Source organism: Brevundimonas sp. SGAir0440, assembly GCF_005484585.1.
In the GTDB taxonomy this organism is placed as follows: domain Bacteria; phylum Pseudomonadota; class Alphaproteobacteria; order Caulobacterales; family Caulobacteraceae; genus Brevundimonas.
Genome location: NZ_CP039435.1, coordinates 412,569 through 435,422 on the forward strand (window position 1 = coordinate 412,569; position 22,854 = coordinate 435,422).

Here is a 22,854-nt window from a genome sequence, read left to right on the forward strand (position 1 = left end):
CTAGTTGCGGCCGGGACGACGGGTCGGATCGCTGAGCTGGAATAGGCGCGCCGACAGGCCGGACGCTGGTTGCAGCGAGGTCAGCTGGGTCCGGGTGCGGGCGCCCTGCGGATCGGTGATAGTCCACTCTTGCAAACGCATCGGATTGCCGGCGAAGGCCAGCACGACCTGACCGTCATTCGGGCGGTTGGAATCCCGCGCCGTGATGGCGAAGGCGCCCGAGGCCATCCGCGTCACGCGCTCGATACGCACGCCCTGATCCAGCCGCACATTGCGCGCCAGGAAGGTCGACAGCGGGGTGCGACCCAGCGGCACCTGCTGGAAGCTGTTCAGGCGCGGGTCGTAGCGTTTGACGTTATAGCCGTCCGACACCACCAGCAGACCGGCCGGGTTGGTGTATTCGAAGCGCATCTTGCCCGGACGCTGCAGATAGAAGCGGCCCTGGCGCGTCTGACCGTTCGGGCCCGTTTCGGTGAAGGTCCCTTGCGCCGAGGTCAGGGCCTGCAGATAGCCCTGCGCCTGTTGCACCACGGCGCGATCCTCGGCCGACAGGTTGGACTGGGCGTGGGCGGCGTCGAAGGCGCCCAGCGCGATCAGGCCGGTCGTCAGGCCGGCGCCCAGCAGCAGGCTGCGGCGGTGCAGGTCGGGGGTGGCGATAGCCACGGTCTTGGCGCGCGAGGTCATGAAGTTCGTCTCCCGTTCGGGATGGTTGTCGATCCTGCCGTCTTGCCCGATCGGCTTGGCGTCGGAATGACGCGAGCCTGACCATATTCCGGCGCTGCGATGAAGCCCTGTTCATCGAAATGCTGAAGCTTGGACGCGATAGCGGGTCAGACAACGGCTCCGAGCCGCAGCCGTTCCTCGATTTTCGTCACACCATCGGCGGCGGGCCGGCCAGGACGTCGCGCTTGCCGGCGTGGTTGGCGGGGCTGACTACGCCTTCCTGCTCCATCCGCTCGATCAGGGAGGCGGCGCGGTTGTAGCCGATCTGGAGCCGACGCTGGACGTAGCTGGTCGAGGCCTTGCGGTCGCGGGTGACCACGGCGACGGCGCGGTCGTACAGGTCGTCGCCCGAGCCTCCGGCGCCGCCTTCGTCATAGCCGTTGTCGCCATCGCCGTCCGGTTCGTCGGTGATCAGATCCAGATAGTCGGGCTCGGCCTGGGCCTTCAGGTGTTTGCAGACGTCCTCGACTTCCTTGTCGTCGACGAACGGGCCGTGCAGGCGCGTGATCCGCCCGCCGCCGGCCATGTAGAGCATGTCGCCCTGGCCCAGCAGCTGTTCGCCGCCCTGTTCGCCCAGGATGGTGCGGCTGTCGATCTTGGACGTGACCTGGAAGGAGATCCGGGTCGGGAAGTTGGCCTTGATGGTGCCGGTGATCACGTCGACCGACGGGCGTTGCGTCGCCATGATCAGGTGGATGCCGGCGGCGCGGGCCATCTGGGCCAGACGCTGAACCGCGCCCTCGACGTCCTTGCCGGCGACCAGCATCAGGTCGGCCATTTCGTCCATGACGACGACGAGGAAAGGCAGGGGCTCGGGGCGGATCTTCTCGGACTCATAGACCGGGCGGCCCTGGTCGTCGAAGCCGGTCTGGACCGTGCGTTCGAAATGCTCGCCCTTGGCCTGGGCTTCACGGGCGCGCTCGTTGTAGCTGGCGATGTTGCGCACCCCCAGCTTGGACATGCGGCGATAACGATCCTCCATTTCACGCACTGTCCATTTCAGGGCGACGACGGCCTTCTTCGGATCGGTCACGACCGGCGCCAGCAGGTGCGGGATGCCGTCATAGACCGACAGCTCCAGCATCTTGGGGTCGATCATGATGAAGCGGCATTCGGCCGGGCTGTGGCGATACAGGATCGACAGGATCATGGCGTTGACCCCCACCGACTTGCCCGAGCCGGTGGTGCCGGCGATCAGCAGGTGCGGCATACGCGCCAGGTCGGCGACATAGGGTTCGCCGCCGATAGTCTCGCCAAGCGCCAGGGGCAAGAGATGCCCCTTCTTGTCGTATTCGGCGCTGGCCAGAAGGTCGCGCAGATAGACGGTCTCGCGCTTGGCGTTCGGCAGTTCGATGCCGATGGCGTTACGGCCCTGGACCACGGAAATGCGGCAGGCGCGGGCGGACATCGACCGGGCGATATCGTCGGCCAGGGCGACCACGCGGCCGTGCTTCACGCCTGGCGCAGGCACCAATTCGTACAGTGTCACGACAGGGCCGGGACGGATCTGGTCGATCACGCCGCGCACGCCGAACTCCTGCAGCACGCCTTCCAGCATCTTGGCGTTCTGCTTCAGAGACTCCTCGTCGACCGAGGCGGTGCGCTGACCGGGTTTGCTCAATATGCCCAGCGGCGGCAGGTCGAAATCACCCTCGGGTCGAGTGAAGTCGAAGGCCTGCTGGTCCACGTCATCCTTGCGGGCCTTGGGCGCCTTGACCGCAGCGACGCGCGGCTCGACCGGGCGGGCGGCCGAGGGGCGGGGCGCGGGCTGGACGGCGTCGTCCTCCCACGGCGGCAGGTCGTCATAGGCGGTCTGAGGCGGCTCTTCGGCATAGGTCGGGGCCAGCGGCGCCTCTTCCGGTGGGGCGGCGCGGGGCGCTCGGGCCTTGGCGGGCGCCTTGTCGCGGGCGGCCTGGGGCTTTGGCTGAGGCGGCGCGGGTGCGCGCAACGACTTGCCCCAGTGCAGGGCGTCTAGGAAATCCATGGCGCGCAGGCCGATGGCGAAGCCGACCAGCCACAGCCCTGCGACCAGGAAGACGAGACCCGCAATGATGCGGCCGCCGGGAATATGCAGGGCGCCGAGGCCGCGCGCCGCCAGGCCTGTCACCGCATCGCCCCACAGACCGCCCAGACCGGCGGCGAGCGGCCAGGCGGCGGGCGCGGCCAGGGCGGCGAGCGCGCTGGACAGCAGCAGCACCCCGCCGGTCGCGGCCAGGGCTTTCAACGGCGTGGGCTTGAGCCTTTGCTGGATCGTATCGCCAACCGCGCGCGCCAGGCCGAAGGCGACCAGCAGCAGTGCGGCGGGCCAGGCCGCAAGGCCCAACGATTGCATGAACAGATCGGCGAACAGAGCCCCGTTCGCCCCCAGCCAGTTGGTCGTCGGCAGACTGGAGGCGGCGTTCAGACTGGCGTCCGCCGGATTCCACGACACCAGGGCGATCAGCAGCAGGGTCGCCAGCAGTGCCTGCAACACCCCCCTGAACCGCACCACGAAGGGCGCGTCCCACAGGATGCGGGCGCTGATCCAGGCCTGACGGCCGATGACGAGGGCGGTGGACATGAAGGGTCGAACCTTCCGGCGGCTGACGTTCGACGCCTTTGTCGCATCCACAGGGTTAAGGGGCTGTTTACCAGCTTGGCCTTGGCGATGGACAAACCGACCTCTGGACCTTTGGCCGCGACGGCGCGACAAGCCTTCCATGGCTGACACCGAACGCTACGACATCGTCATCGCCGGCGCGGGGCTGACCGGGGCGGCGTTCGCCCTGGCGGCGGCGCAAGGCGGGTTGAAGGTCGTGATGATCGATCCGCAGCCGTTCAGCGACCAGTTGGCGCCGACCTTCGACGGGCGTTCGACCGCCGTCGCCTTTTCGACTTTCCGTATGCTGGACGCGCTTGGTCTGGGCGAAACCCTGCGTCCCCACGCCTGCCGGATGGACCATATTCTGGTGACGGACGGGCGTCGGCCGGGCGCGGCCAGCCGGCCCGCCTCGCCCGCCTTCCTGCGCTTCGACGCCGATGAGATCGGCGGCCGCACCGGCGGCGAGCCCTTGGGCTATATGGTCGAGAACCGCCGCATCCGTGCGGCCCTGGCCGAGGCGGTGACGCGCGGGGGGACCGCGGTGCGGGCTCCGGCGACCGTCGCCGGCGTCGCGACCGATGCGGGCAAGGCGACCGTGACCCTGGCCGATGGATCGATCCTGATCGCGCCTCTGGTCGTCGGCGCTGAGGGGCGAGGCTCGACCGTGCGCCGCGCGGCCGGGATCGAAACCGTCGGCTGGGGTTATGGACAGAGCGGCGTGGTGGCCACGGTGCGGCTGGGTCGCGACCACGGCAATGTCGCCCACGAATATTTCCTCCCCAGCGGCCCCTTCGCCATTCTGCCCCTGACGGATCAGCGCGCCAGCCTGGTCTGGACCGAGACGACGCGGCGGGGCGAGGCGCTGCGCGACGCCTCGGACGCAGCCTTCCACGCCCATCTGATGCGGCGGTTCGGGGAGTTTCTTGATGGAGCGGCGGTCGAGGGGCCGCGCTTCGTCTATCCGCTGTCGCTGAGCCTGGCCGAGAAACTGGTCGCGCCGCGCATCGCCCTGATCGGGGACGCCGCGCACGGCGTTCACCCCGTTGCAGGCCAGGGTCTGAACATGGGGCTGAAGGATGCGGCGGCTCTGGCCGAGGTGCTGGCCGAAGCCGCACGTCTGGGCGAGGACATCGGGTCGGAAACCGTTCTGGAGCGCTATGCGCGGTGGCGCCGGTTCGACAATGCGGCCCTGGCGGCGGGCTTCGACGCCTTCGTGCGTCTGTTCTCGAACGACATCGCGCCGGTGCGTCTGGCGCGCGACCTGGGCATGGCGGCGGTCAATCGCATCGGTCCCCTGCGTCGCGCCTTCATGCAGGAGGCGGGCGGCGCGACAGGCGACTTGCCTCGCCTGCTGCGTGGGGAGGCCGTCGTTTAGTTCAACTGCATCCGCACGCGCTCGAAGGTCGTGAACCGCCGCGCCTCCTCGACGCCGTCCAGACCCTGAGCGCGCGCCAGGGCCTGCAGCGAGCCGGCGAGCGCTCCCTGTTTCTCGCGCGCCGAGGCGACATCGAGCCACGGCCGGTGGTCCTCGGGGTCCAGCAGGGCGCGACGCAGGGCCGACCGCTCGGCGCCCTCATAATCCCGACCGCGAATGGCGCGGCTGAACAGCACGTTCTGCAGCCGGATCAGCGACTGACGATCCGTCACCGGCGCCATCAGAAGATCCAGCCTATCCGCGACGTGCGGCATCAGACCGGCGCGAAGGGCGCGCCGGGTCAGTTCGCTGGGCAGGATCAGCCGACCCTGGCTGAACGGGTCCAGGGCGACGGGTCCCTCCGGCGTTTCGACGCGAACCATGAAATGGCCGGGAAAATCGACGCCGGCCGCCGTAATGCCGGCCGCGCGCGCCGCGTGCAGATAGAAGACCGCCAGCACGGCGGACAGGCCGCGCCGCCGCTCGGCGACCGCGATGATGTCGGTGTTGTCGGGATGGTCGTAATGGATCAGGTCCCCGTTCAGCCGCAGGTCGGCGCACAGGGTTTCGGCCAAGGCCTCGTCGGGACCTTCGCCGCCGATCCGCTCCTTCAGCCGCTCGCAGGCGTTGCGGGCCAGGGCGCGCACAGGCTCGGGATCACGCAACGGGTGGTCATGGATGGCGCAGGCGATCGCCGCCTCCAGCAAGGGAAAGGCGTCGTCTTCGGCCTGACCGGCGGCGGTCAGGACGGCCTCGGCCTCCTCGCGCGTCATGCGATCCCCTCGTCAGCGCCTCTCGACGCCGCGAAGATGACGTGGAACGCGCCAGGGAGCCAGCGCCACCATATCAATTCTCAATTCCAGACGTTGCAGGCCCGGCCGATTGCGCCGGATCGCCTCGCCCGCTGCGACCAGTCGATCGTACTGGACCGGCTTCAGCGCCAGCAGGGCCGCCTCCATCGTCGCGCGGCGCTTGACCTCTACGACCGCCAGCACCGGACCGCGACAGACCAGCAGGTCGATCTCGCCGGCCCGGCTCTTCAGACGGAACCCCAGCACGCGATAGCCGCGCAGGATCAGCCAGAAGGCTGCGATCCATTCGGCGGCGTGACCGGATTGGAACGCCGTCCCGCCCTTCGCCTGACGCCACGCCGCCTTTGGGCGACGGACCGGCGCGGGACGAGACAGGCGTTTCACTTGCCCTTCAGCTCCAGCGCCCGGCGATACAGGGTCTTTCGGTTCAGCCCCAGGGCCTTGGCCACCTCGGAGGCGGCGTCGCCGGTCGATAAGGTCCGAAGCGCGTCGATCAGGGCGGCGTCCGCGTCGGCCTCGGTCGCCTCGACCTCTTCGCCGGGGCCGACGACGACGACGATCTCGCCCTTGGGACTGTCCAGACGCGGATCGACGGCCAAGTCGTCCAGCGTCCCGCGCACGCACTCTTCATAGAGTTTGGTCAGTTCGCGGGCGACGGCGGCGGGGCGCGGCCCCAGCACGGCGGCCATGTCGGTCAAACTGTCTTTCAGGCGCGGTCCGCTTTCGAAGAAAACCAGGGTCTGGCGCTGGCTCTTCAAGGCTTCCAGTGCGGCGGTGCGTCCGGACGTCTTGGGCGGCAGGAAGCCGGCGAACAGCACCCGGTCGGCGGGCAGGCCAGCGATACACAGGGCGGCCAACAGACTCGAGGCGCCGGGGATCGGATGGACGGGCAGGCCTTCGGCGATCACCGCGCGGGCGACGACGAAGCCGGGGTCGCTGACCAACGGCGTGCCCGCGTCCGACACCAGGGCCACGACTTGCCCCTCGCGCAACCGTTCGATCGCCTGTTCGGCCGCGCGGCCGGACGCATGGTCGTCGCAGCGTTCCAGCTTCGCCTTCAGCCCATAGGCGCTCAGCAGTTTGGCAGTGACGCGGGTGTCCTCGGCCAGCACCAGATCGGCGGCGGCCAGCACGTCCAGCGCCCTCAGCGTCATGTCGCGCAGATTCCCGATCGGGGTGGCGACCAGATAGAGGCCCGGCTCAACCCGCCGGGGCGGCGGGGCGGCGGGGGGAAAGGGCGAGGGTTCGCTCAACGCTCGACCACGGCCGCGGGGGGGCGCGGCGCCGAGGTCAGGCCCGAGCCCTGGAAGGCGGGACCGGCGTCATAGGCGGCGAAGGTGGCGGCGGTGATGATCTCGCTGACCGAGGCGCCCAGAGACACGATCTGCACCGGCTTCTCCAGACCGACCAGCAGCGGGCCGATCACGGTCGCGCCGCCCAGGGCCTGAACCAGCTTGGTCGAGATGGCGGCGGAATGGATGGCGGGCATGACCAGGACATTGGCCGGCTTGGTCAGACGGTTGAAGGCGTAGGCGGCGTGACCCTTGGGGTCGAGCGCGACTTCCGGCGGCATTTCGCCTTCGTATTCGAAATCGACGCCCTTCTTGTCCAAGATGCGGATCGCCTCGCGCACCTTCTCGGCGCGGTCGCCGGGCGGGTTGCCGAAGGTGGAATAGGACAGGAAGGCCACGCGCGGATTGCGACCCAGCTTTCTGACGGTGTCGGCCGCCTTGATGGCGATGTCGGCCAGCTCTTCGGCATTCGGCAGTTCGTGGATGGTGGTGTCGGCGACGAACAGGGTGCGACCCTTGGCCAGCAGGATCGACAGGCCGATCAGGGTGTCATCCACGTCCAGCACGCGCTGGACCTCCTTCAGCGCCATGTTGAAGTTGCGAGTCACGCCCGCGACCATGGCGTCGGCCCGGCCCTTGGCGACCAGGGTTGCGGCGAAATAGTTGCGGTCCTGATTGATCATCCGCTGGACGTCGCGGCGCAGATAGCCCCGGCGCTGGAGTTTTTCGTACAGCCAGTCGGTATCCTCGACATTGTGGTCAGAGACGCGCGCGTTGGTGATCTCGATGCCCAGTTCGTCGAAGTTCAGACCGGCCTCGGCGGCGTTCTGACGGATCAGGTCCTCGCGTCCGACCAGGATCGGCGTGCCCAGGTCGGCCTGTTTGAAGCCCCAGGCGGCGCGGATGACGGCGGGTTCCTCACCCTCGGCGAAGACGACGCGCTTGTTCGGCCCGCCGCGCACGGCCGAGCTGATCTTCTGCATCAGGGCGGCGGACGGGTCGACGCGCGAACGCAGCGCGTGACGATAGGCGTCCATGTCCTCGATCTGGACGCGGGCCACGCCGGTGTCCATCGCCGCCTGGGCGATGAAGGGCGGGATGTACCAGATCAGGCGCGGATCGAAGGGCGTCGGGATGATGTAGTCCGGGCCGAACTTCAGCTTGCGTCCGCGATAGGCGGCGGCGACCTCGTCCGGCACGTCCTCGCGCGCCAGGGCGGCCAGGGCCTGGGCGCAGGCGATCTTCATCTCGTGGTTCACGCGGCGCGCGCGCACGTCCAGCGCGCCTCGGAACAGATAGGGGAAGGCCAGGACGTTGTTGACCTGGTTCACATAGTCCGAGCGGCCGGTGGCGATGATGGCGTCCGAGCGTACCGACTTGACGTCCTCGGGCGTGATCTCGGGGTCGGGGTTGGCCATGGCGAAGATGATCGGATTGGGCGCCATCGACGCGACCATCTCCTTGGTGATCGCGCCCTTGGCGGACAAGCCCAGCACCACGTCGGCGCCGACCATGGCCTCGGCCAAGGTGCGCAGGGGCGTGTCGGTGGCGTGGGCGGCCTTCCACTGGTCCATGCCGTGGTCGCGACCCTTGTAGACGACCCCGTCGCGGTCGCAGATCACGGTGTTCTCGGCCTTGACGCCCGCGGCCTTCATCAGGGCGATGGAGGACAGGCCCGCCGCCCCGGCGCCGGCCAGAACGACCTTGATCTCGTCCAGCTTCTTGCCGGCGATATGGACCGCATTGATCAGGCCGGCGGTCGAGATGATGGCGGTGCCGTGCTGGTCGTCGTGGAAGACGGGGATGTCCAGCAGGTCCTGAAGCTCGCTTTCGATGACGAAGCATTCGGGGGACTTGATGTCCTCCAGATTGATGCCGCCCCAGGTGTCGCCGATGTTCTTGACGACCGTGATGAACTCGTCCGGGTCGGTGGTCTTCACCTCGACGTCGAAGCTGTCGACGTCGGCGAACCGTTTGAACAGGACCGACTTGCCCTCCATCACCGGCTTGGAGGCCATGTGACCCAGGTTGCCCAGGCCCAGGATCGCCGTGCCGTTCGAGATGACGGCGACCAGATTGCCCTTGGAGGTGTAGTCGTAGGCCTTGTCCGCATCGGCGGCGATGGCCAGCACCGGCACGGCCACGCCCGGGGAATAGGCCAGCGACAGATCGCGTTGGGTCGCCATCGGCTTGGTCGGCGCCATGGAAATCTTGCCCGGCGTCGGGATGCGGTGGAAGTCCAGCGCTTCGTCGTCGGAGAAGGTTTGCTTTTCGGTCTGATCGGGCATCGGTCGTCCAGGGCGTCGGCGTGGCTGTAACCGTTCGTGTCCTAGAGGCTGGGACGGGCCGCGCCAACCCTTTACGCGGAGGAAGCCTGAGCAATCGGTCCCGAGCTTGACCTGCGCGTCAGCGTCAACGCCGTCAGAACGACAGCACGCCCGTCCGTTCGATCTCGACCGGTCCGGTCATCAGGACGTGATCGGTCGCGGCATCCCAGTCGATGACCAGTTCGCCGCCATCGACGACGACCGTCGCCTTGCGTTCGGTCAGGCCGCGCCGCGCGGTGGCGACCAGGGCGGCGCAGGCGCCGGTGCCGCAGGCTTTGGTCAGGCCGGCCCCCCGCTCCCAGACCCGCAGGCGGATGTGATCGCGGTCCAGGACGTTTGCGAAGCCGACATTGACCCCTTGCGGGAACAGCGGGTGATGCTCGACCAGCGAGCCGGATCCCGTGACGAAGCCGTCGTCCTGGCAGTCGGTGAAGAAGACCACGTGCGGATTGCCCATGGAGACGGCGCCGGGCGTATGCAGGATCGGCGCGTCGATCGGCCCGACCTGAAGCTCTATCCCGCGCGTGTCCATTTCTTCGGCCAGCGGCACCTGGGTCCAGTCCAGGCGAGGCTTGCCCATGTCCACGGTCACGCGGTGGTCGCCGGCGCGGGTGGCGGTGGTCGGGCCGCCCGCCGTATCGATGACGACGCGCTCTGATCCGTTCGCCTGCATCAACAGCCAGCCGACGCAGCGGAGGGCGTTGCCGCAGGTCTCCACCATCGATCCATCGGCGTTCCACACCCGCATGAAGGCGTCGGCCGTGTCTGACGGTTCGATGGCGATCAGCTGGTCGAAGCCCTCGCCCGTCTGCCGGTCGCCCAGCGCACGAATCTGGTCCTCGCCGGGAGCGAACGGCTGTTCCAGCGCATTGACGACGACGAAGTCATTGCCGGCGCCGTTCATCTTGACGAAAGGACGGGTCATCCAGGCCATATAGGCCCAACCCAGCGTCGCGGAAACCAGCGTGTCCCAGACCGAAACCGACCCCAAGGACAACGGCCTGCGACTGCGCGCCCGGCTGCGCTACCTGTATCATGGCAGTCAGCCGGCGGCGGTGAAGTTCCGCTTGACCGTCATTGTGATCGACCTGGCGATCATCGGCTTTTTCCTTGCCGCGCCCATCCTGAAGAACATGGGCTGGGCCTTCTATGCGCTGGACTATTTCATCGCCGCTATCCTGGCCCTGGACCTGGCCGCGCGAGCCTATGCCTATGCCAACATCAAGGACTGGCTGAAGCGGCCGATCGTCTGGGTCGACCTGTTCGTGCTGGCGACCCTGCTGTTTCCGGCCTGGCTGTTCAACCTCGGCTTCCTGCGGATGTTGCGGTTGTGGACCCTGCTGAATTCGGACTTCTTCTGGCGCACCGTGGGGGCGCGGTTCGACGATACGCGGGTCGAAGGCATCGCGCGGGCCCTGGCCAATCTGATCACCTTCGTCTTCGTGGCGACCGGCTTCGTCTATGCGACCTTCAGGGGGCATGACGGCATCGCCGGCTATGTGGATGCGCTGTATTTTACAGTGGCTACTCTGACGACGACTGGATTTGGCGACGTCACCCTGCCCGGGCCGTGGGGGCGCTTGCTGTCCATCGCTGTCATGCTGGTCGGCATCACCCTGTTCCTGCGCCTGGCGCAGGCCCTGATCCGACCGCACAAGGTGCATTTCCCGTGCGACCGCTGCGGCCTGCAGAACCACGACCTCGACGCCGTCCACTGCAAGGCGTGCGGCAAGCTGCTCTGCATTCCCGACGAGGGTTGAGGCGGCGCGTCCCGCTGGTGTGACAAAACGGTAAGGTCGCACGGCTTGCCGCACGGGAAGGCGTCGTTAAGGTGCCGGCTTCGTTTTCGGGGACCTGTCCATGATCCGTGCTTCCGCCGTCGCGCTTGCGACGCTTCTCGCCTCCACCAGCCTGACCTCGGTATCCATGGCCCAGACCCCCGCCTCCTCTCCCGCTCCAGCCTCTGGCGGCTTCGCGACCAGCGACGCGACCGACCCCTATCTGTGGCTCGAAGAGGTCGAGGGCGAGCGGGCGATGGAGTGGGTCAAGGCCCACAACGAACGCACCTTCGCCGTCCTGCAGGGCGATCCCCGCTACGAAACCCTGCATCAGCAGGCGCTGGAGATCGTCCAGGCCCAGGACCGCATCCCGTCGCCCGGCTTCACCCACGACGGCCATATCGACAACTTCTGGCAGGACGCCCAGCATGTGCGCGGGCTGTGGCGCCGCACGACGCTGGACAGCTATCGCACCGCCACGCCCGAGTGGCAGACCATCCTAGACATCGACGCCCTGGCGGCGGCCGAGGGCCAGAACTGGGTCTACAAGGGCTCGACCTGCCTTCAGCCCGAAGAGCGCTACTGCCTGATCAGCCTGTCGAACGGCGGCAAGGACGCGGTGACCCTGCGCGAGTTCGACACGGTCGAGCGCAAGTTCGTCGACGGCGGCATCACCCTGCCGGAATCCAAGGGCGGCGCATCCTGGATCGACAAGGACACCCTGCTGATCTCGCGCGACTTCGGTCCCGGCACCCTGACCAACTCGGGCTATCCGATGGTGGTCAAGCGGATGAAGCGCGGTCAGACGCCCGACCAGGCCGAGACCCTGTTCACCGGCCAGCCGACCGACGTTTCGGTGTCCGGCTATACGCTTCGCGACGCCGACGGGGCGGTGAAGGCGACGTTGATCAACCGTTCGGTAGACTTCTATTCGTCCGAGACCTGGCGGCTGGGCGACGACGGCGCCCTGACCCAGCTTCAACTGCCGCCCAAGTCCGACATCACCGGCCTGGTTCAGGGGCAGCTTCTGGTGTCGCTGAAACAGGACTGGACCGCGCCGTCGGGTCAGGATTTGAAGACCGGCGACCTGATCGCCTGGCCGCTCGAGGCCTGGCTGGCCAATCAGGCGACGCCGGCCCAGCTGGTGCTGCGTCCCACCGAGCGTCAGGCCATCGAGGGTGTCAACGTCACGCGCAACCGGCTGGTCGTCGCCCTGTACGACAATGTGCGCGGCTCGGTGCGGGTCTACACGCCCGGCCCAGAAGGGCGTGGCGGCGAATGGGCGCACACGACGCTGGACCTGCCCCAGAACGTCTCGGTCGGCGTCGGTTCGGCCTCGGAGAAGGACGACAAGGTCTTCGTCAGCGTCACTGGCTATCTGAACCCATCCAGCCTGTGGCTGGCCGATGCGGCGACCGGCGCGGTCGATCAGGTCAAGTCGATGCCGGCCAAGTTCGACGCTGCCGGCATGACGGTCGAACAGCACGAGGCCCGTTCGGCCGACGGGACTATGATCCCCTATTTCGTGGTGCATAAGGCGGACATGCCGCTGGACGGCTCCAACCCCACGCTGCTGTACGGCTACGGCGGGTTCGAAAGCTCGCTGCTGCCCGGCTATTCGGCGACGGTCGGCAAGCTGTGGCTGGAGCGGGGCGGCGTCTATGTCATCGCCAATACGCGCGGCGGCGGCGAGTTCGGACCCCGCTGGCACGAGGCAGCCCTTGAACAGAACCGCCAGCGCGCGCATGAGGATTTCCAGGCCGTGGCCCTGGACCTGATCGCCCGCGACATCACCAGCCAGCCCAAGCTGGGCATAATGGGCGGTTCGCAAGGCGGGCTGTTCATGGGCGCGATGCTGACCCAGCGACCCGACCTGATCAACGCCGCGGTCATTCAGGTGCCGCTGTTCGACATGCTGCGCTTCCACAAGCTTCTCGCCGGCGCCTCGTGGATCGGCGAATACGGCAACCCCGACATCCCCGAGCAGCGCGCCTGGATCGAGCAGTATTCGCCGTATCAGAACCTGCGCGCGGGCCAGCCCTACCCCGAGGTCTTCATCCATACCTCGACCAAGGACGACCGCGTCCATCCGGGCCATGCCCGCAAGGCGGCGGCGCGGCTGGAGGAACTGGGCTATCCGGTTCTGTTCTACGAAAACGTCGACGGCGGCCACGCGGCCGGGGCCAACTTGCGCGAAACCGCGCGTCGCCTGGCGCTGGAATACACCTATCTGTCGCGCCGTCTGATGGACACGCCGGCGCAGGAATAGCACTCAATCCTTCCCCGTGAGCGCTTGCGAACGGGGGAGGGGGACCACGACGTGGTGCAGGGGGCGACCCCGCGCACCGTGTCTGGTTCCGCCCCTCCACCGCCTGACGGCGGTTCCCCTCCCCCGCGACGCGGGGGAGGATCAGATTTGCGGAGTTCAAGCCATGCGTCACCTGATCCTGTCCGCCGCCATCCCGGCCCTTCTGCTGGCCGCCTGCGCGAGCACGCCGAACATGGACGAATATTTCGCCCCCAAACCTGTCGCGACCGGCGGCGACGGAATCGTGGTCTCGACCAACAACAGACCTCCGCCCCATTTCCCCCGCGATCTGACCCCGGCGGGCGTTGCGGCGGCGGACGATCATCTGGCGCTGGAGCAGGTGGACGGGGCCGAGGCCATGGCCTTCGTCGCCGAGGAAAACCGCAAGTCTCTGGCCGCCCTGACCGGCGATCCGCGCTACGAGACTTTCCGCGCCGAGGCCCAGGCGATCCTGACGGCCACCGACCGCATCCCCAGCCCATCCTTCCTGGGCGACGGCATCGGCAACTTCTGGCAGGACGCGACCAATCCCAAGGGCGTCTGGCGTCGCACGACGCTGGCCAGCTACCGCACCGCGACGCCGCAGTGGGAGACGCTGCTGGACATCGACGCCCTGTCCAAGGCCGAGGGCAAGGACTGGGTGTTCAAGGGCGCCGACTGCCTGGCGCCGGACGACACACGCTGCCTGATCAATCTGTCCGACGGCGGCAAGGACGCGGTGGTCGTGCGCGAGTTCGACCTGACCACCAAACGGTTTGTCGATGCGGGTTTCAGTCTGCCCGAGGGCAAGCACCGCATCGAATGGCTGGACCGCGACACGCTTCTGGTCGCCACCGACTTCGGCGCCGGAACCATGACCGAGTCCGGCTATCCCTTCATCGTCAAGACGCTGAAGCGCGGCCAGGGCCTGACCCAGGCGACCGAGGTCTATCGCGGCGACCAGGGCGACGGCGGCTACGGCGTCAGCCCGGCCGTCTATCGCGACAAGGACGGCAAGGTGACCGCCGTCATCATCACCCGCCCGCTGGACACCTTCCGCTCCGAGACGTGGATGATGGCCCACGACGGTTCCACCCAAAAGCTGGGCTTGCCGGATCGGGTCAGCGTCTTCGGCGCGCAGGGAGACCTGTTGATCGTCTCCAACGACGAGGCCTGGACCATCAACGGCATCGCCTACAAGCCCGGTTCGCTGCTTTCGATCCCGCTGAACAGTCTGCGGACCGACCGCGACGATCTGAGCATCAGCAATCAGGCCTATCTGATCTATGAACCGGCCGCGCGCCAATCTTTGGGTGGCGTGCGAGTTCTGGACCGCCAGGTCGCCGCGTCTCTGTCCGACAATGTGGCCGGGCGGTTGGCGATCTTCGAGAACCGGGGCGAGTTCGGCTGGCGGCGTCAGGACGTCACCGTGCCCCAGAACATCGCCGTCGGTCTGGGCGATTCCTCCAAGTCGAAGGGCGAGGTCTTCGTGTCGACCCAGGGATTCCTGACGCCCCCGACTTTGAGCCTGACTTCAGTCGGTTCGACCGCCCTGACAGAGCTGAAATCCGCTCCGGCCAAGTTCGACGCATCGACCCATGTGGTGGAGCAGTTCGAGGCGACCTCGACTGACGGGACCAAGATCCCCTATTTCGTCACCCGCCCGCGCGACATGAAGCTGGACGGGTCGAACCCGACCGTCATGCTGGGATACGGCGGTTTCCAAGTCAGCCTGAACCCGGCCTACAAGCCCGAGATGGGCAAGCTGTGGCTGGAGCGGGGCGGGGTCTTCGTCCAGGCCAACATCCGTGGTGGCGGCGAGTTCGGTCCCGACTGGCACCAGGCGGCGCTGGACGGGAACCGCCAGAAGGCCTTTGACGATTTCGCCGCCGTGGCGCGCGATCTGGAACAGCGCGGGATCACCAGCCCGCGTCGCCTGGGCATCTATGGCCGGTCGAACGGCGGGGTCCTGACCTCGGTGTCGATCACCCAGCACCCGGAGCTGTTCAACGCGGCGGTGATCGAGAGCCCGCTGGTGGACATGCTGCGCTATCACGAACTGCCGGCCGGGGCGTCGTGGATCGGCGAATACGGCGACCCGCGCATCCCGGAAGAAGCCGCATGGATCGCCAAATATTCCGCCTATCAGCAGCTCCGTCCGGGCCAACCCTATCCGCGCGTCTATCTGACCACCAATACGCGCGACGACCGGGTCCATCCGGGCCATGCGCGCAAGTTCGCCGCGCGCCTGGGCGATATGGGCTATGACCACCTCTATTATGAGGACACGGCCGGCGGCCACTCCAACGACGCCGACCCGGTCGCCAACGCCCGTCGCTGGGCCCGCCATTATGTCTATCTGTCGCAACAGCTGATGGATTGAATGAAGCGGAGAGAGCCTCACGCGAATATGAGGCGCTCCTTGGCAGCCGAAGGATTAAGAACGACGGCATGAACACCAAGGGCTGGATCATCGCGGGCACGGTCATGGCGGGCGCCCTCATGTCCGTCGCCTCGGCGGCCCAGCCGGCGGCGGGGCGGCCGCCGCTCGCGCCGCGTCATGCGACGGCGAGCGGCCCGCCGGTGGTCGTCGAACTGTTTACCGCCCAGGGATGCGGCGGCTGCATCGAAGCCAATGCGGCGGTGGAGAAGGCGGCGGCCCAGCCGGGCGTGATCGCCCTGACCTATGGCGTCGACTACTGGGATTACCTCGGCTGGACCGACACCTTCGCCCGGCCCGAGTTCGTCCAGCGCCAGCGCGCCTATCGCGCCGCCCTGCGCCAGCGCGGCGTCTCGACGCCGCAGGTCGTGATCGACGGCCGACGTCAGGTGTCGGGCGCCCGCAGCGTCGAGCTTGAAACCGCCATCGGTCAGGAGGCGGTGCGTCAGGCCTGGCCTCCGGAGATCGAGTTCCGCGAGAACGGAACCGGCGTCGGCGTCGGTTCCGGCCGCGCGCCGGTCGGCGGCGCCGAGGTGGTGGCGGTGACCTATACGCCCGGCCCTCAGGTGGTCGAGGTCCGTCAGGGCGAGAACCGGGGTCAGGCCGTGCGACACATGAACGTCGTGCGCGGCCTGACGCGCCTTGGCGAATGGCGCGGCCGCCCGATGCTTTACGCCCTGCCGTCCGCCCGCCCCGGCGAGGCCGTGGCGGTGCTGGTGCAAGGCAAGACGGACAAGCGTATCCTAGGCGCCGCCGTCAGGGATTGATGTCTAGGCTTATGACGCTCGATCTTGCGGCGTTTCAGGATTTGGGCGCCCACCGTTTTCAAGGCGCGGTTTCGGATGACCTCGAGACTCTGTTCACGATCCTCGCTGACCTTCCATCTGATCGCGCGGGCGTGCGCCTACGCGGCATTGATCGACTAAGCCAATATTTAGCGCCAGACGGACGGATAGGGGCCGTCGCCGCCGAGGTGCTCGGCGATGCCAGCCGTCCCGTCCGGGCTATTCTTTTCGACAAGACGGCTGAAACCAATTGGTCGCTGGATTGGCACCAAGACCGCACGATCTGCGTCGAGCGGCGTGTCGCCGTCGATGGATATGGTCCCTGGTCCATGAAGGCGGGAATGCAGCATGTCGCTCCGCCTTTCGATCTGCTTGCGCGTATGGTGACCGTGAGAGTGCATCTGGATGATGTCTCCGTAGAGAATGCACCGCTCCTCATCGCTCCGGGTTCTCATCGTTATGGCCGGGTTGCGATCGACGATGTCCCTGAGGTCGTTCGACAGTGCGGCGTTCAGGTCTGCCTCGCCAAGGCCGGCGATATCTGGCTGTACGCAACGCCGATTTTGCACGCTTCAGACGCCGCAGCCCGTCCCACGCGACGGCGTGTTCTTCAGATCGACTATGCGGCCGAAGAGCTTCCTGGCGATCTGGAATGGCTGGGCGTCTGACCTAAGCGCCCGCCTTCTTTGCAAAGCCCCAGGCCGCGTCACTGAGCGGACCGACCTGGGCGGCCATAGTCTTGGCGTGGGCGCTGGCGGCGGTGCCGTCGCGGACCCGGCCGGCGATGCCCTGACAGATGGCGGCCAGGCGGAACAGGTTGTAGGCGTAGAGCCAGTCGAGATTGGCGGGCCGCATTCCCGTCGCGGCGGCGTAGCGTTCGACGGTCTCATCCACGGACGGAATGCCCAAAGCCTCCAGATCGGCGCCGGCGAGGCCGTTGCGCAGCGAGGCCGGAATCGCCCAAGCGATCAGCAGATAGGAGAAGTCGGCCATCGGATCGCCCAGGGTCGACAGCTCCCAATCCAGCACGGCGCGAACCTCTGCTCGGTCCGGCGCCAGGATCATGTTGTCGAGACGAAAGTCGCCGTGGACGATGCGGCTGGGTCCCTCGGCCGGGAGGCTTTCGGGCAGGAAGGCGATCAGCCGATCCATCGCCGGAACCGGCTCGGTCTCCGACGCATGATACTGTTTGGTCCAGCGGCCGACCTGACGCGCGAAATAGTTGCCGGCCTTGCCGTAGTCGCCCAAGCCGATGGCGGACGGATCGAAGGCGTGCAGCCGGGCCAGCGTGTCCGTCTGAGCTTCATAGACGGCGCGCCGCTCCACGGGCGTCAGGCCGGGCAGTTTCAAATCCCAGAAGATCCGACCCTCGACCTTATCCATCACATAGAAGATCGAGCCGATGACGGTTTCGTCCAGGCATAGGGCATGAGGCTTAGCGACTGGGAAGCCTTGTGCGGCCAAGGCCGAGATGACCTGAAACTCGCGGTCGACGGCGTGGGCGCTGGGCAGCAGGACGCCGGGCGGTTTGCGCCGCAGCACATAGGCGGCCGAGGGCGTCACCAGATCATAGGTCGGGTTCGACTGGCCGCCCTTGAACTGGCGCACCGTCAGCGGGCCGGCGTATCCCGAGACGTGGGCGCGCATCCAGACGTCCAGCGCCGCCTCGTCCAGGCGATAACGTGGATCGACCTCGCGCGTGCCGGAAAAGGCGCTCTGGGCGTCCAGCGGGGCGGCGTCGGTCATGCGGCGGTCCTCGTCGTTTCCTTGAGCCTTCCGGATCTCACGCCCGGTCCGGCGCGGCGATGATGGCGGCCTTCACGGCCCGACGCCAGCCGGAAAGCAGACGCTCGCGCTCGTCCGCCTTCATGCGCGGTTTCCAGCAGGCGGGCGCTTCAGCGGGTCGCGCCTCCAGATCGGGCAGCAGTCCGACGCCCAGGGCCGCCAAGCGCGCGGCGCCCAGAGCCGTCATCTCCTGGAAGGCCGGACGCTCCACCTCCACCTCGCAGATGTCGGCGACGAACTGCATGGCGAAACTGTTGGCGGTGACACCACCGTCCACCTTCAGCGTCTTCAGAGGCGGCGCGCCGTCGGCGGCCAGGGCATCGAGCAGGTCACGCGTCTGATAGGCCAGGGCTTCCAGCGCGGCGCGCACGAAATGCGCCGGACCGGAATCCCGTGTCAGCCCGACGATGGTTCCCCTCGCTTCCGGCTCCCACCATGGCGCACCCAGACCGGTGAAGCCCGGAACCATGTAGATCCCGCCGTTGTCCCTGAGGGTCTGCGCCATCGCCTCCGACTGGCGCGACTCCGAGATCAGCCCGACCCCGTCCCTCAGCCACTGGATCGCCGAGCCGGCCGAGAAGATCGACCCTTCCAGCGCATAGGCGGTCTGGCCGCCGGCCTGATAGCCGAGCGTGCCCAATAGGCGCCGGGTTGAGGCCACCGGCTCCACGCCCACATTGGCGACCAGAAAGGCGCCGGTGCCATAAGTAATCTTGGCGTCCCCGGCCTTCAGCGCCCCGTGCCCGACAAGAGCCGCCTGCTGGTCCCCTGCTGATCCGGCGATGGGTAGCGGTTGGCCGAACAGCGCCGGATCGCTCTCGCCGATTACACCCGCGCAAGGGACGATGTCGGGCAGGGCTTCGCGCGGGATGTCGAACAAGGCGCATAGGTCGTCACGCCACTCGACGCAACTCAGATCCATCAGAGACGTGCGGGAAGCGTTGGTCGCGTCGGTGGCGTGGACCCGGCCGCCGGTCAGTTTCCAGATCAGCCAGGCGTCGATCGTGCCCAGCTTGACCTCGCCCTTCGCCGCCCGCTCGCGCGATCCGGGCACAGCATCCAGGAGCCAGGCGAACTTGGTCGCCGAGAAATAGGGATCGAGGATCAGGCCGGTCGCGGTCTGGACCCTCGGCTCGTGGCCCTGGGCAGTCAGGCGTGCGGTGACGTCGGCGGTGCGGCGATCCTGCCAGACGATGGCGCGATGCAGAGGCTCGCCGGTCGCCGCGTCCCAGATCACGGCCGTTTCCCGCTGATTGGTGATGCCGATGGCGTTGAAGCGGGCAACGCCGCCGGCCTTGCGCACCACCTCGCGACAGGTCTGGAGCGTTGCGGCCCAAATTTCGGCGGCGTCATGTTCGACCCAGCCGGACTTCGGGAAATGCTGGGCCAGCTCGATCTGGCTGACTGCGACGGGCCTCAGGTCCCCTTCTTCTTCGCCTACCGCGCTTCGCGCTGCCTGAGGCGCGACCTCGAAGGCGATGGCGCGGGTCGAGGTCGTGCCCTGGTCGATGGCAAGGATCAGGCTCATGGTTCTCTCCCGGCTGCGTCTTGGGTAAGGGGAGCATATGACGACGCACCTGCCCAGCTATGAAGGCGTCCTCGACGCCGCCCGCCAGATCGACGGGGTGGCCGTCCGCACGCCCCTGCTCGAAAGCCCGGCTCTGAACGCGGTTGTCGGCGGGCGGGTTCTGATGAAGGCGGAAAGCCTGCAACGCGCCGGAGCCTTCAAATTTCGCGGGGCCTACAACCGAATCAGCCGACTGACCGAAGAGGAGAAGGCGCGCGGCGTCGTCGCCTTCTCATCCGGCAACCATGCGCAGGGCGTCGCCGCTGCCGCCGCCATGGTCGGGGCGCCGGCGATCATCGTCATGCCTTCGGATTCGCCGAAGGTGAAGGTCGAAGGCGTGATCGACTTCGGCGGCGAGGTGCGCTTCTACGACCGCTGGACCGAAAGCCGCGAGGCGATCGGCGCGGCCATCGCCACCGAGCGCGGGTCGATCCTGGTTCCACCGTTCGATGATCCCTTCATCATCGAGGGCCAGGGGACGACGGCGCTGGAAATGCTGGATCAGGCGGATGCGCCGTTCGACCAGCTCTTGTGCGGGGCGTCCGGAGGCGGATTGATGGCCGGGATCAATCTGGTCATGGCCGAACGCAGTCCCGCGACGCAGGTGTTCGTGGTCGAGCCCGAAGCCTTCGACGACACCGCGCGATCGCTGGCGGCCGGGGAGCGGGTCGGTCACCCGCAAGGCGCGCCGTCGATCTGCGACGCCCTGATGTCGCCGATGCCGGGCGTGCTGACCTGGCCGATCAATCGACGGCTGGCGGGGGCGATCACTGTCTCGGATGCCGACGTCGCGGAAGCGATGCGTTTCGCGTTCCGCCATCTCAAGATCGTCCTCGAACCCGGCGGCGCCGTCTCGCTCGCGGCCCTGCTTGTCGGAAAGATCGAGACGACAGGACGGACGACGGCCATTGTGCTTTCAGGCGGCAACGTCGATCCGACGCTATACGCCGAGATCATCGAGGGGCGCTTCGGCGGCTGAGGTCTTTCATTCGTGACAAGGGTCGGCCAACCTCGCCTCACAGGCACAGAGGAAACGCACGATGACCAAGACGAGTGAGCTACCGGGACTGATCGGCCAGGAGGTCGGGGTGTCGAAATGGTTCGATGTCACTCAGGCCCGGATCGACGCTTTCGCCGATTGCACCGAGGATCGTCAGTTCATCCATGTCGATCCCGAAGCGGCCAAAGCCACGCCGTTCGGCGGAACAATCGCGCATGGCTTCCTGACCCTGAGCCTGGCTTCGGCCATGAGCTATGACGCCGTGGCCCCGCTGGAGGGCGTCGTGATGGGCGTGAACTACGGCTTCGACAAGCTGCGGTTCTTGGCGCCGGTGCCGGCAGGGTCACGCGTTCGCGGTCGTTTCAAACTCATGTCCGCCGACGACAAGGGCGGGGGACGCTGGTTGCTGAAGCACGAACTGACGGTCGAGATCGACGGGGCCGACAAGCCGGCGCTGATTGCCGAGTGGCTCGGGATGCAGATGGTCGATCCAAAAATCGAGCCGTGACGCTCGCATAGGTTATAGTGTCGCGCCGTCGTGGATTGTGACGCGCCGAAGGCTGCACATTAACTATTCTGTGCCTTGACGCCAAATTCATATGTATCATCAAGGCCACGGTCTCGCCTCTGCTGATCGATACCGTCACGTTTCCGCCTCGACCTCATACGGCAAGGCTGGTAAGACCCGCGTAGGCGGTAGACCCGCCCCCTACTATAACAGAGGCGGAGGGATACCCCCCTATGCGTATGAAGACTTTCGTGCTGGCCTCCAGCGCAGCGGCCGCCCTGGCCCTGTCGGCTGGCGCTGCGTCGGCGGAACCCAATGGCTGGTACGGCGCCATCGATGCCGGTTATCAATGGATCGACGAGATCAACGCTGAATCGTCCACGACCGGCGCCAACTGGAACTGGGAAGTGAACGACGGCTGGGCGGCGTTTGCTCGCCTCGGCTACCGCTTCAACCCGAACTGGCGCGTTGAACTGGAAGGCGGCTACCGCTCGGGCGACATCGGCACCGTGCGCGCTGTCTCGGGCACGCAAGGCCTGTGCAACCTGACCCCGGCGACGGGCGGCTGCTTCTCGCCCGAAGGCGACATCGAATCCGCCACCCTGATGGCCAACGTCATCTATGACTTCGGCTTCGAATACTGGGGCGTTCGTCCGTTCGTCGGCCTCGGCGCCGGTGTGAACCGCGTCGACACCAACACGATCGGCGCTCTGCGCGCCAACCGTGCCGCCACCTTCGCCGTCGATGACACCTCGACCAAGTTCGCCGCTCAGGCGATCGCCGGTCTGGCTTGGGCCGTGGGCGACCGCGCCAACATCGACCTGACCTACCGCTACCTGACGGGCGACGCCAACTTCGCCTCGACGACGGCCGGTACGGGCGTGGGCGCCACGCAGTTCGGCGAATGGGATGGCGACTACGACCAGTCGCACACCGTGACCCTGGGTCTGCGCTACAGCTTCGGTGCGGAAGACGCTCCGCCGCCGCCGCCTCCGCCGCCTCCGCCCCCGCCGCCGCCTCCTCCGCCCCCGCCGCCCCCGCCGCCGGTCGCGCAGACCCCGGTCGCTCGCCAGTTCGTCGTCTACTTCGACTGGGATCGCTCGGACCTGACCGCGGAAGCCCGCTCGGTGGTGACGCAGGCCGCCAACTACGCCAAGTCGGGTCGTCCGACGCGCGTCCTGATCGTCGGCTACACCGACACCTCGGGTTCGGCCGCCTATAACCTGGGTCTGTCCAACCGTCGTTCGCGCACCGTCGCGGACGCCCTGGTGGCTCAAGGCGTCAACGGCGGCGTGATCGCCCTGGACGGCAAGGGCGAAACCAACCTGGCCAAGCCGACCGCCGACGGTGTGCGCGAACCGCTCAACCGCCGCGCGACCATCGACATCAACTTCTAAGACTTTCAGGAGCCGATCTGGTTCGTCCGGATCGGCTTCAACCTTCGAAGTTGTCGAAAGACAGAACGCCGCTTCCGCAAGGAGGCGGCGTTTTTCTTTGCGTCATCTCAGCTTCTGGATGCTGCGTCCACGCAGAGAAAAAGGGCGACGCCTCGCGA

Annotated in this window: 18 protein-coding genes; 9 read left to right on the forward strand and 9 right to left on the reverse strand. The window is 67.3% G+C overall.

What is annotated here, in order from left to right:
* On the reverse strand, positions 1-684 hold the full coding sequence (locus tag E7T10_RS01985; RefSeq protein ID WP_137720502.1) for an outer membrane lipoprotein carrier protein LolA: 684 nt from the start codon (positions 682-684) through the stop codon (positions 1-3).
* 187 nt (positions 685-871) lie between these two features.
* Complete coding sequence (locus tag E7T10_RS01990; protein WP_137720503.1) at positions 872-3,283, reverse strand: DNA translocase FtsK 4TM domain-containing protein; 2,412 nt, start codon at positions 3,281-3,283, stop codon at positions 872-874.
* A 139-nt stretch (positions 3,284-3,422) separates the two neighbouring features.
* Between E7T10_RS01990 and E7T10_RS01995 the strand changes: the two genes are divergently transcribed.
* The gene (locus E7T10_RS01995) at positions 3,423-4,679 is read left to right on the forward strand and encodes a UbiH/UbiF/VisC/COQ6 family ubiquinone biosynthesis hydroxylase (protein ID WP_137720504.1); all 1,257 of its coding nucleotides are present in this window, start codon (positions 3,423-3,425) and stop codon (positions 4,677-4,679) included.
* Here E7T10_RS01995 and E7T10_RS02000 read toward each other — a convergent pair.
* From E7T10_RS02000 to dapF, 5 genes are all read right to left on the reverse strand, one after another.
* On the reverse strand, positions 4,676-5,491 hold the full coding sequence (locus E7T10_RS02000) for a SirB1 family protein (protein ID WP_039246771.1): 816 nt from the start codon (positions 5,489-5,491) through the stop codon (positions 4,676-4,678). The two genes, E7T10_RS01995 and E7T10_RS02000, sit on opposite strands and share 4 nt — an antisense overlap.
* Positions 5,492-5,503: 12 nt before the next feature.
* A complete protein-coding gene (locus tag E7T10_RS02005) occupies positions 5,504-5,905 on the reverse strand; it encodes a YraN family protein (RefSeq protein ID WP_210416195.1) in 402 nt (133 codons plus the stop codon).
* A gap of 5 nt (positions 5,906-5,910) precedes the next feature.
* Positions 5,911-6,783 (reverse strand): 16S rRNA (cytidine(1402)-2'-O)-methyltransferase, encoded by an 873-nt coding sequence (rsmI, locus tag E7T10_RS02010; RefSeq protein ID WP_137720506.1) that lies wholly within the window; start codon positions 6,781-6,783, stop codon positions 5,911-5,913.
* Complete coding sequence (locus E7T10_RS02015; RefSeq protein WP_137720507.1) at positions 6,780-9,110, reverse strand: NADP-dependent malic enzyme; 2,331 nt, start codon at positions 9,108-9,110, stop codon at positions 6,780-6,782. Before E7T10_RS02015 ends, rsmI begins: the two co-directional genes overlap by 4 nt.
* Positions 9,111-9,243: 133 nt before the next feature.
* A complete protein-coding gene (gene dapF / locus E7T10_RS02020; RefSeq protein ID WP_168189868.1) occupies positions 9,244-10,074 on the reverse strand; it encodes a diaminopimelate epimerase in 831 nt (276 codons plus the stop codon).
* A 40-nt stretch (positions 10,075-10,114) separates the two neighbouring features.
* Here dapF and E7T10_RS02025 point away from each other — a divergent pair, with 40 nt between their 5' ends.
* The 5 genes from E7T10_RS02025 to E7T10_RS02045 all read left to right on the forward strand — a co-directional run bounded on the left by E7T10_RS02025 (position 10,115) and on the right by E7T10_RS02045 (position 17,107).
* The gene (locus E7T10_RS02025; protein WP_137720508.1) at positions 10,115-10,909 is read left to right on the forward strand and encodes a potassium channel family protein; all 795 of its coding nucleotides are present in this window, start codon (positions 10,115-10,117) and stop codon (positions 10,907-10,909) included.
* A 100-nt stretch (positions 10,910-11,009) separates the two neighbouring features.
* Positions 11,010-13,196: a prolyl oligopeptidase family protein gene (locus E7T10_RS02030; protein ID WP_137720509.1), complete on the forward strand. Its 2,187-nt coding sequence runs from the start codon at positions 11,010-11,012 to the stop codon at positions 13,194-13,196.
* 163 nt (positions 13,197-13,359) lie between these two features.
* Entirely contained in the window at positions 13,360-15,597 is a 2,238-nt protein-coding gene (locus E7T10_RS02035; protein ID WP_137720510.1) for a prolyl oligopeptidase family protein, read from the forward strand.
* 68 nt (positions 15,598-15,665) lie between these two features.
* Positions 15,666-16,421, forward strand: a complete 756-nt coding sequence (locus tag E7T10_RS02040) for a thioredoxin family protein (RefSeq protein WP_137720511.1) — start codon at positions 15,666-15,668, stop codon at positions 16,419-16,421.
* Between the two features lie 11 nt (positions 16,422-16,432).
* Positions 16,433-17,107: a phytanoyl-CoA dioxygenase family protein gene (locus E7T10_RS02045; RefSeq protein ID WP_137720512.1), complete on the forward strand. Its 675-nt coding sequence runs from the start codon at positions 16,433-16,435 to the stop codon at positions 17,105-17,107.
* 1 nt (position 17,108) lies between these two features.
* Here E7T10_RS02045 and E7T10_RS02050 read toward each other — a convergent pair whose 3' ends face one another.
* On the reverse strand, positions 17,109-18,185 hold the full coding sequence (locus E7T10_RS02050; RefSeq protein ID WP_137720513.1) for a phosphotransferase family protein: 1,077 nt from the start codon (positions 18,183-18,185) through the stop codon (positions 17,109-17,111).
* A 37-nt stretch (positions 18,186-18,222) separates the two neighbouring features.
* Positions 18,223-19,752, reverse strand: coding sequence for a glycerol kinase GlpK (gene glpK / locus E7T10_RS02055; RefSeq protein ID WP_137720514.1), 1,530 nt, complete (start codon positions 19,750-19,752; stop codon positions 18,223-18,225).
* A gap of 37 nt (positions 19,753-19,789) precedes the next feature.
* Between glpK and E7T10_RS02060 the strand changes: the two genes are divergently transcribed.
* From E7T10_RS02060 to E7T10_RS02070, 3 genes are all read left to right on the forward strand, one after another.
* Complete coding sequence (locus E7T10_RS02060) at positions 19,790-20,770, forward strand: threonine/serine dehydratase (protein WP_137720515.1); 981 nt, start codon at positions 19,790-19,792, stop codon at positions 20,768-20,770.
* Positions 20,771-20,831: 61 nt separating this feature from the next.
* A complete protein-coding gene (locus tag E7T10_RS02065) occupies positions 20,832-21,299 on the forward strand; it encodes a MaoC family dehydratase (protein ID WP_137720516.1) in 468 nt (155 codons plus the stop codon).
* A 239-nt stretch (positions 21,300-21,538) separates the two neighbouring features.
* Positions 21,539-22,696: an OmpA family protein gene (locus tag E7T10_RS02070; protein WP_137722527.1), complete on the forward strand. Its 1,158-nt coding sequence runs from the start codon at positions 21,539-21,541 to the stop codon at positions 22,694-22,696.
* Positions 22,697-22,854 lie beyond the last annotated feature (158 nt).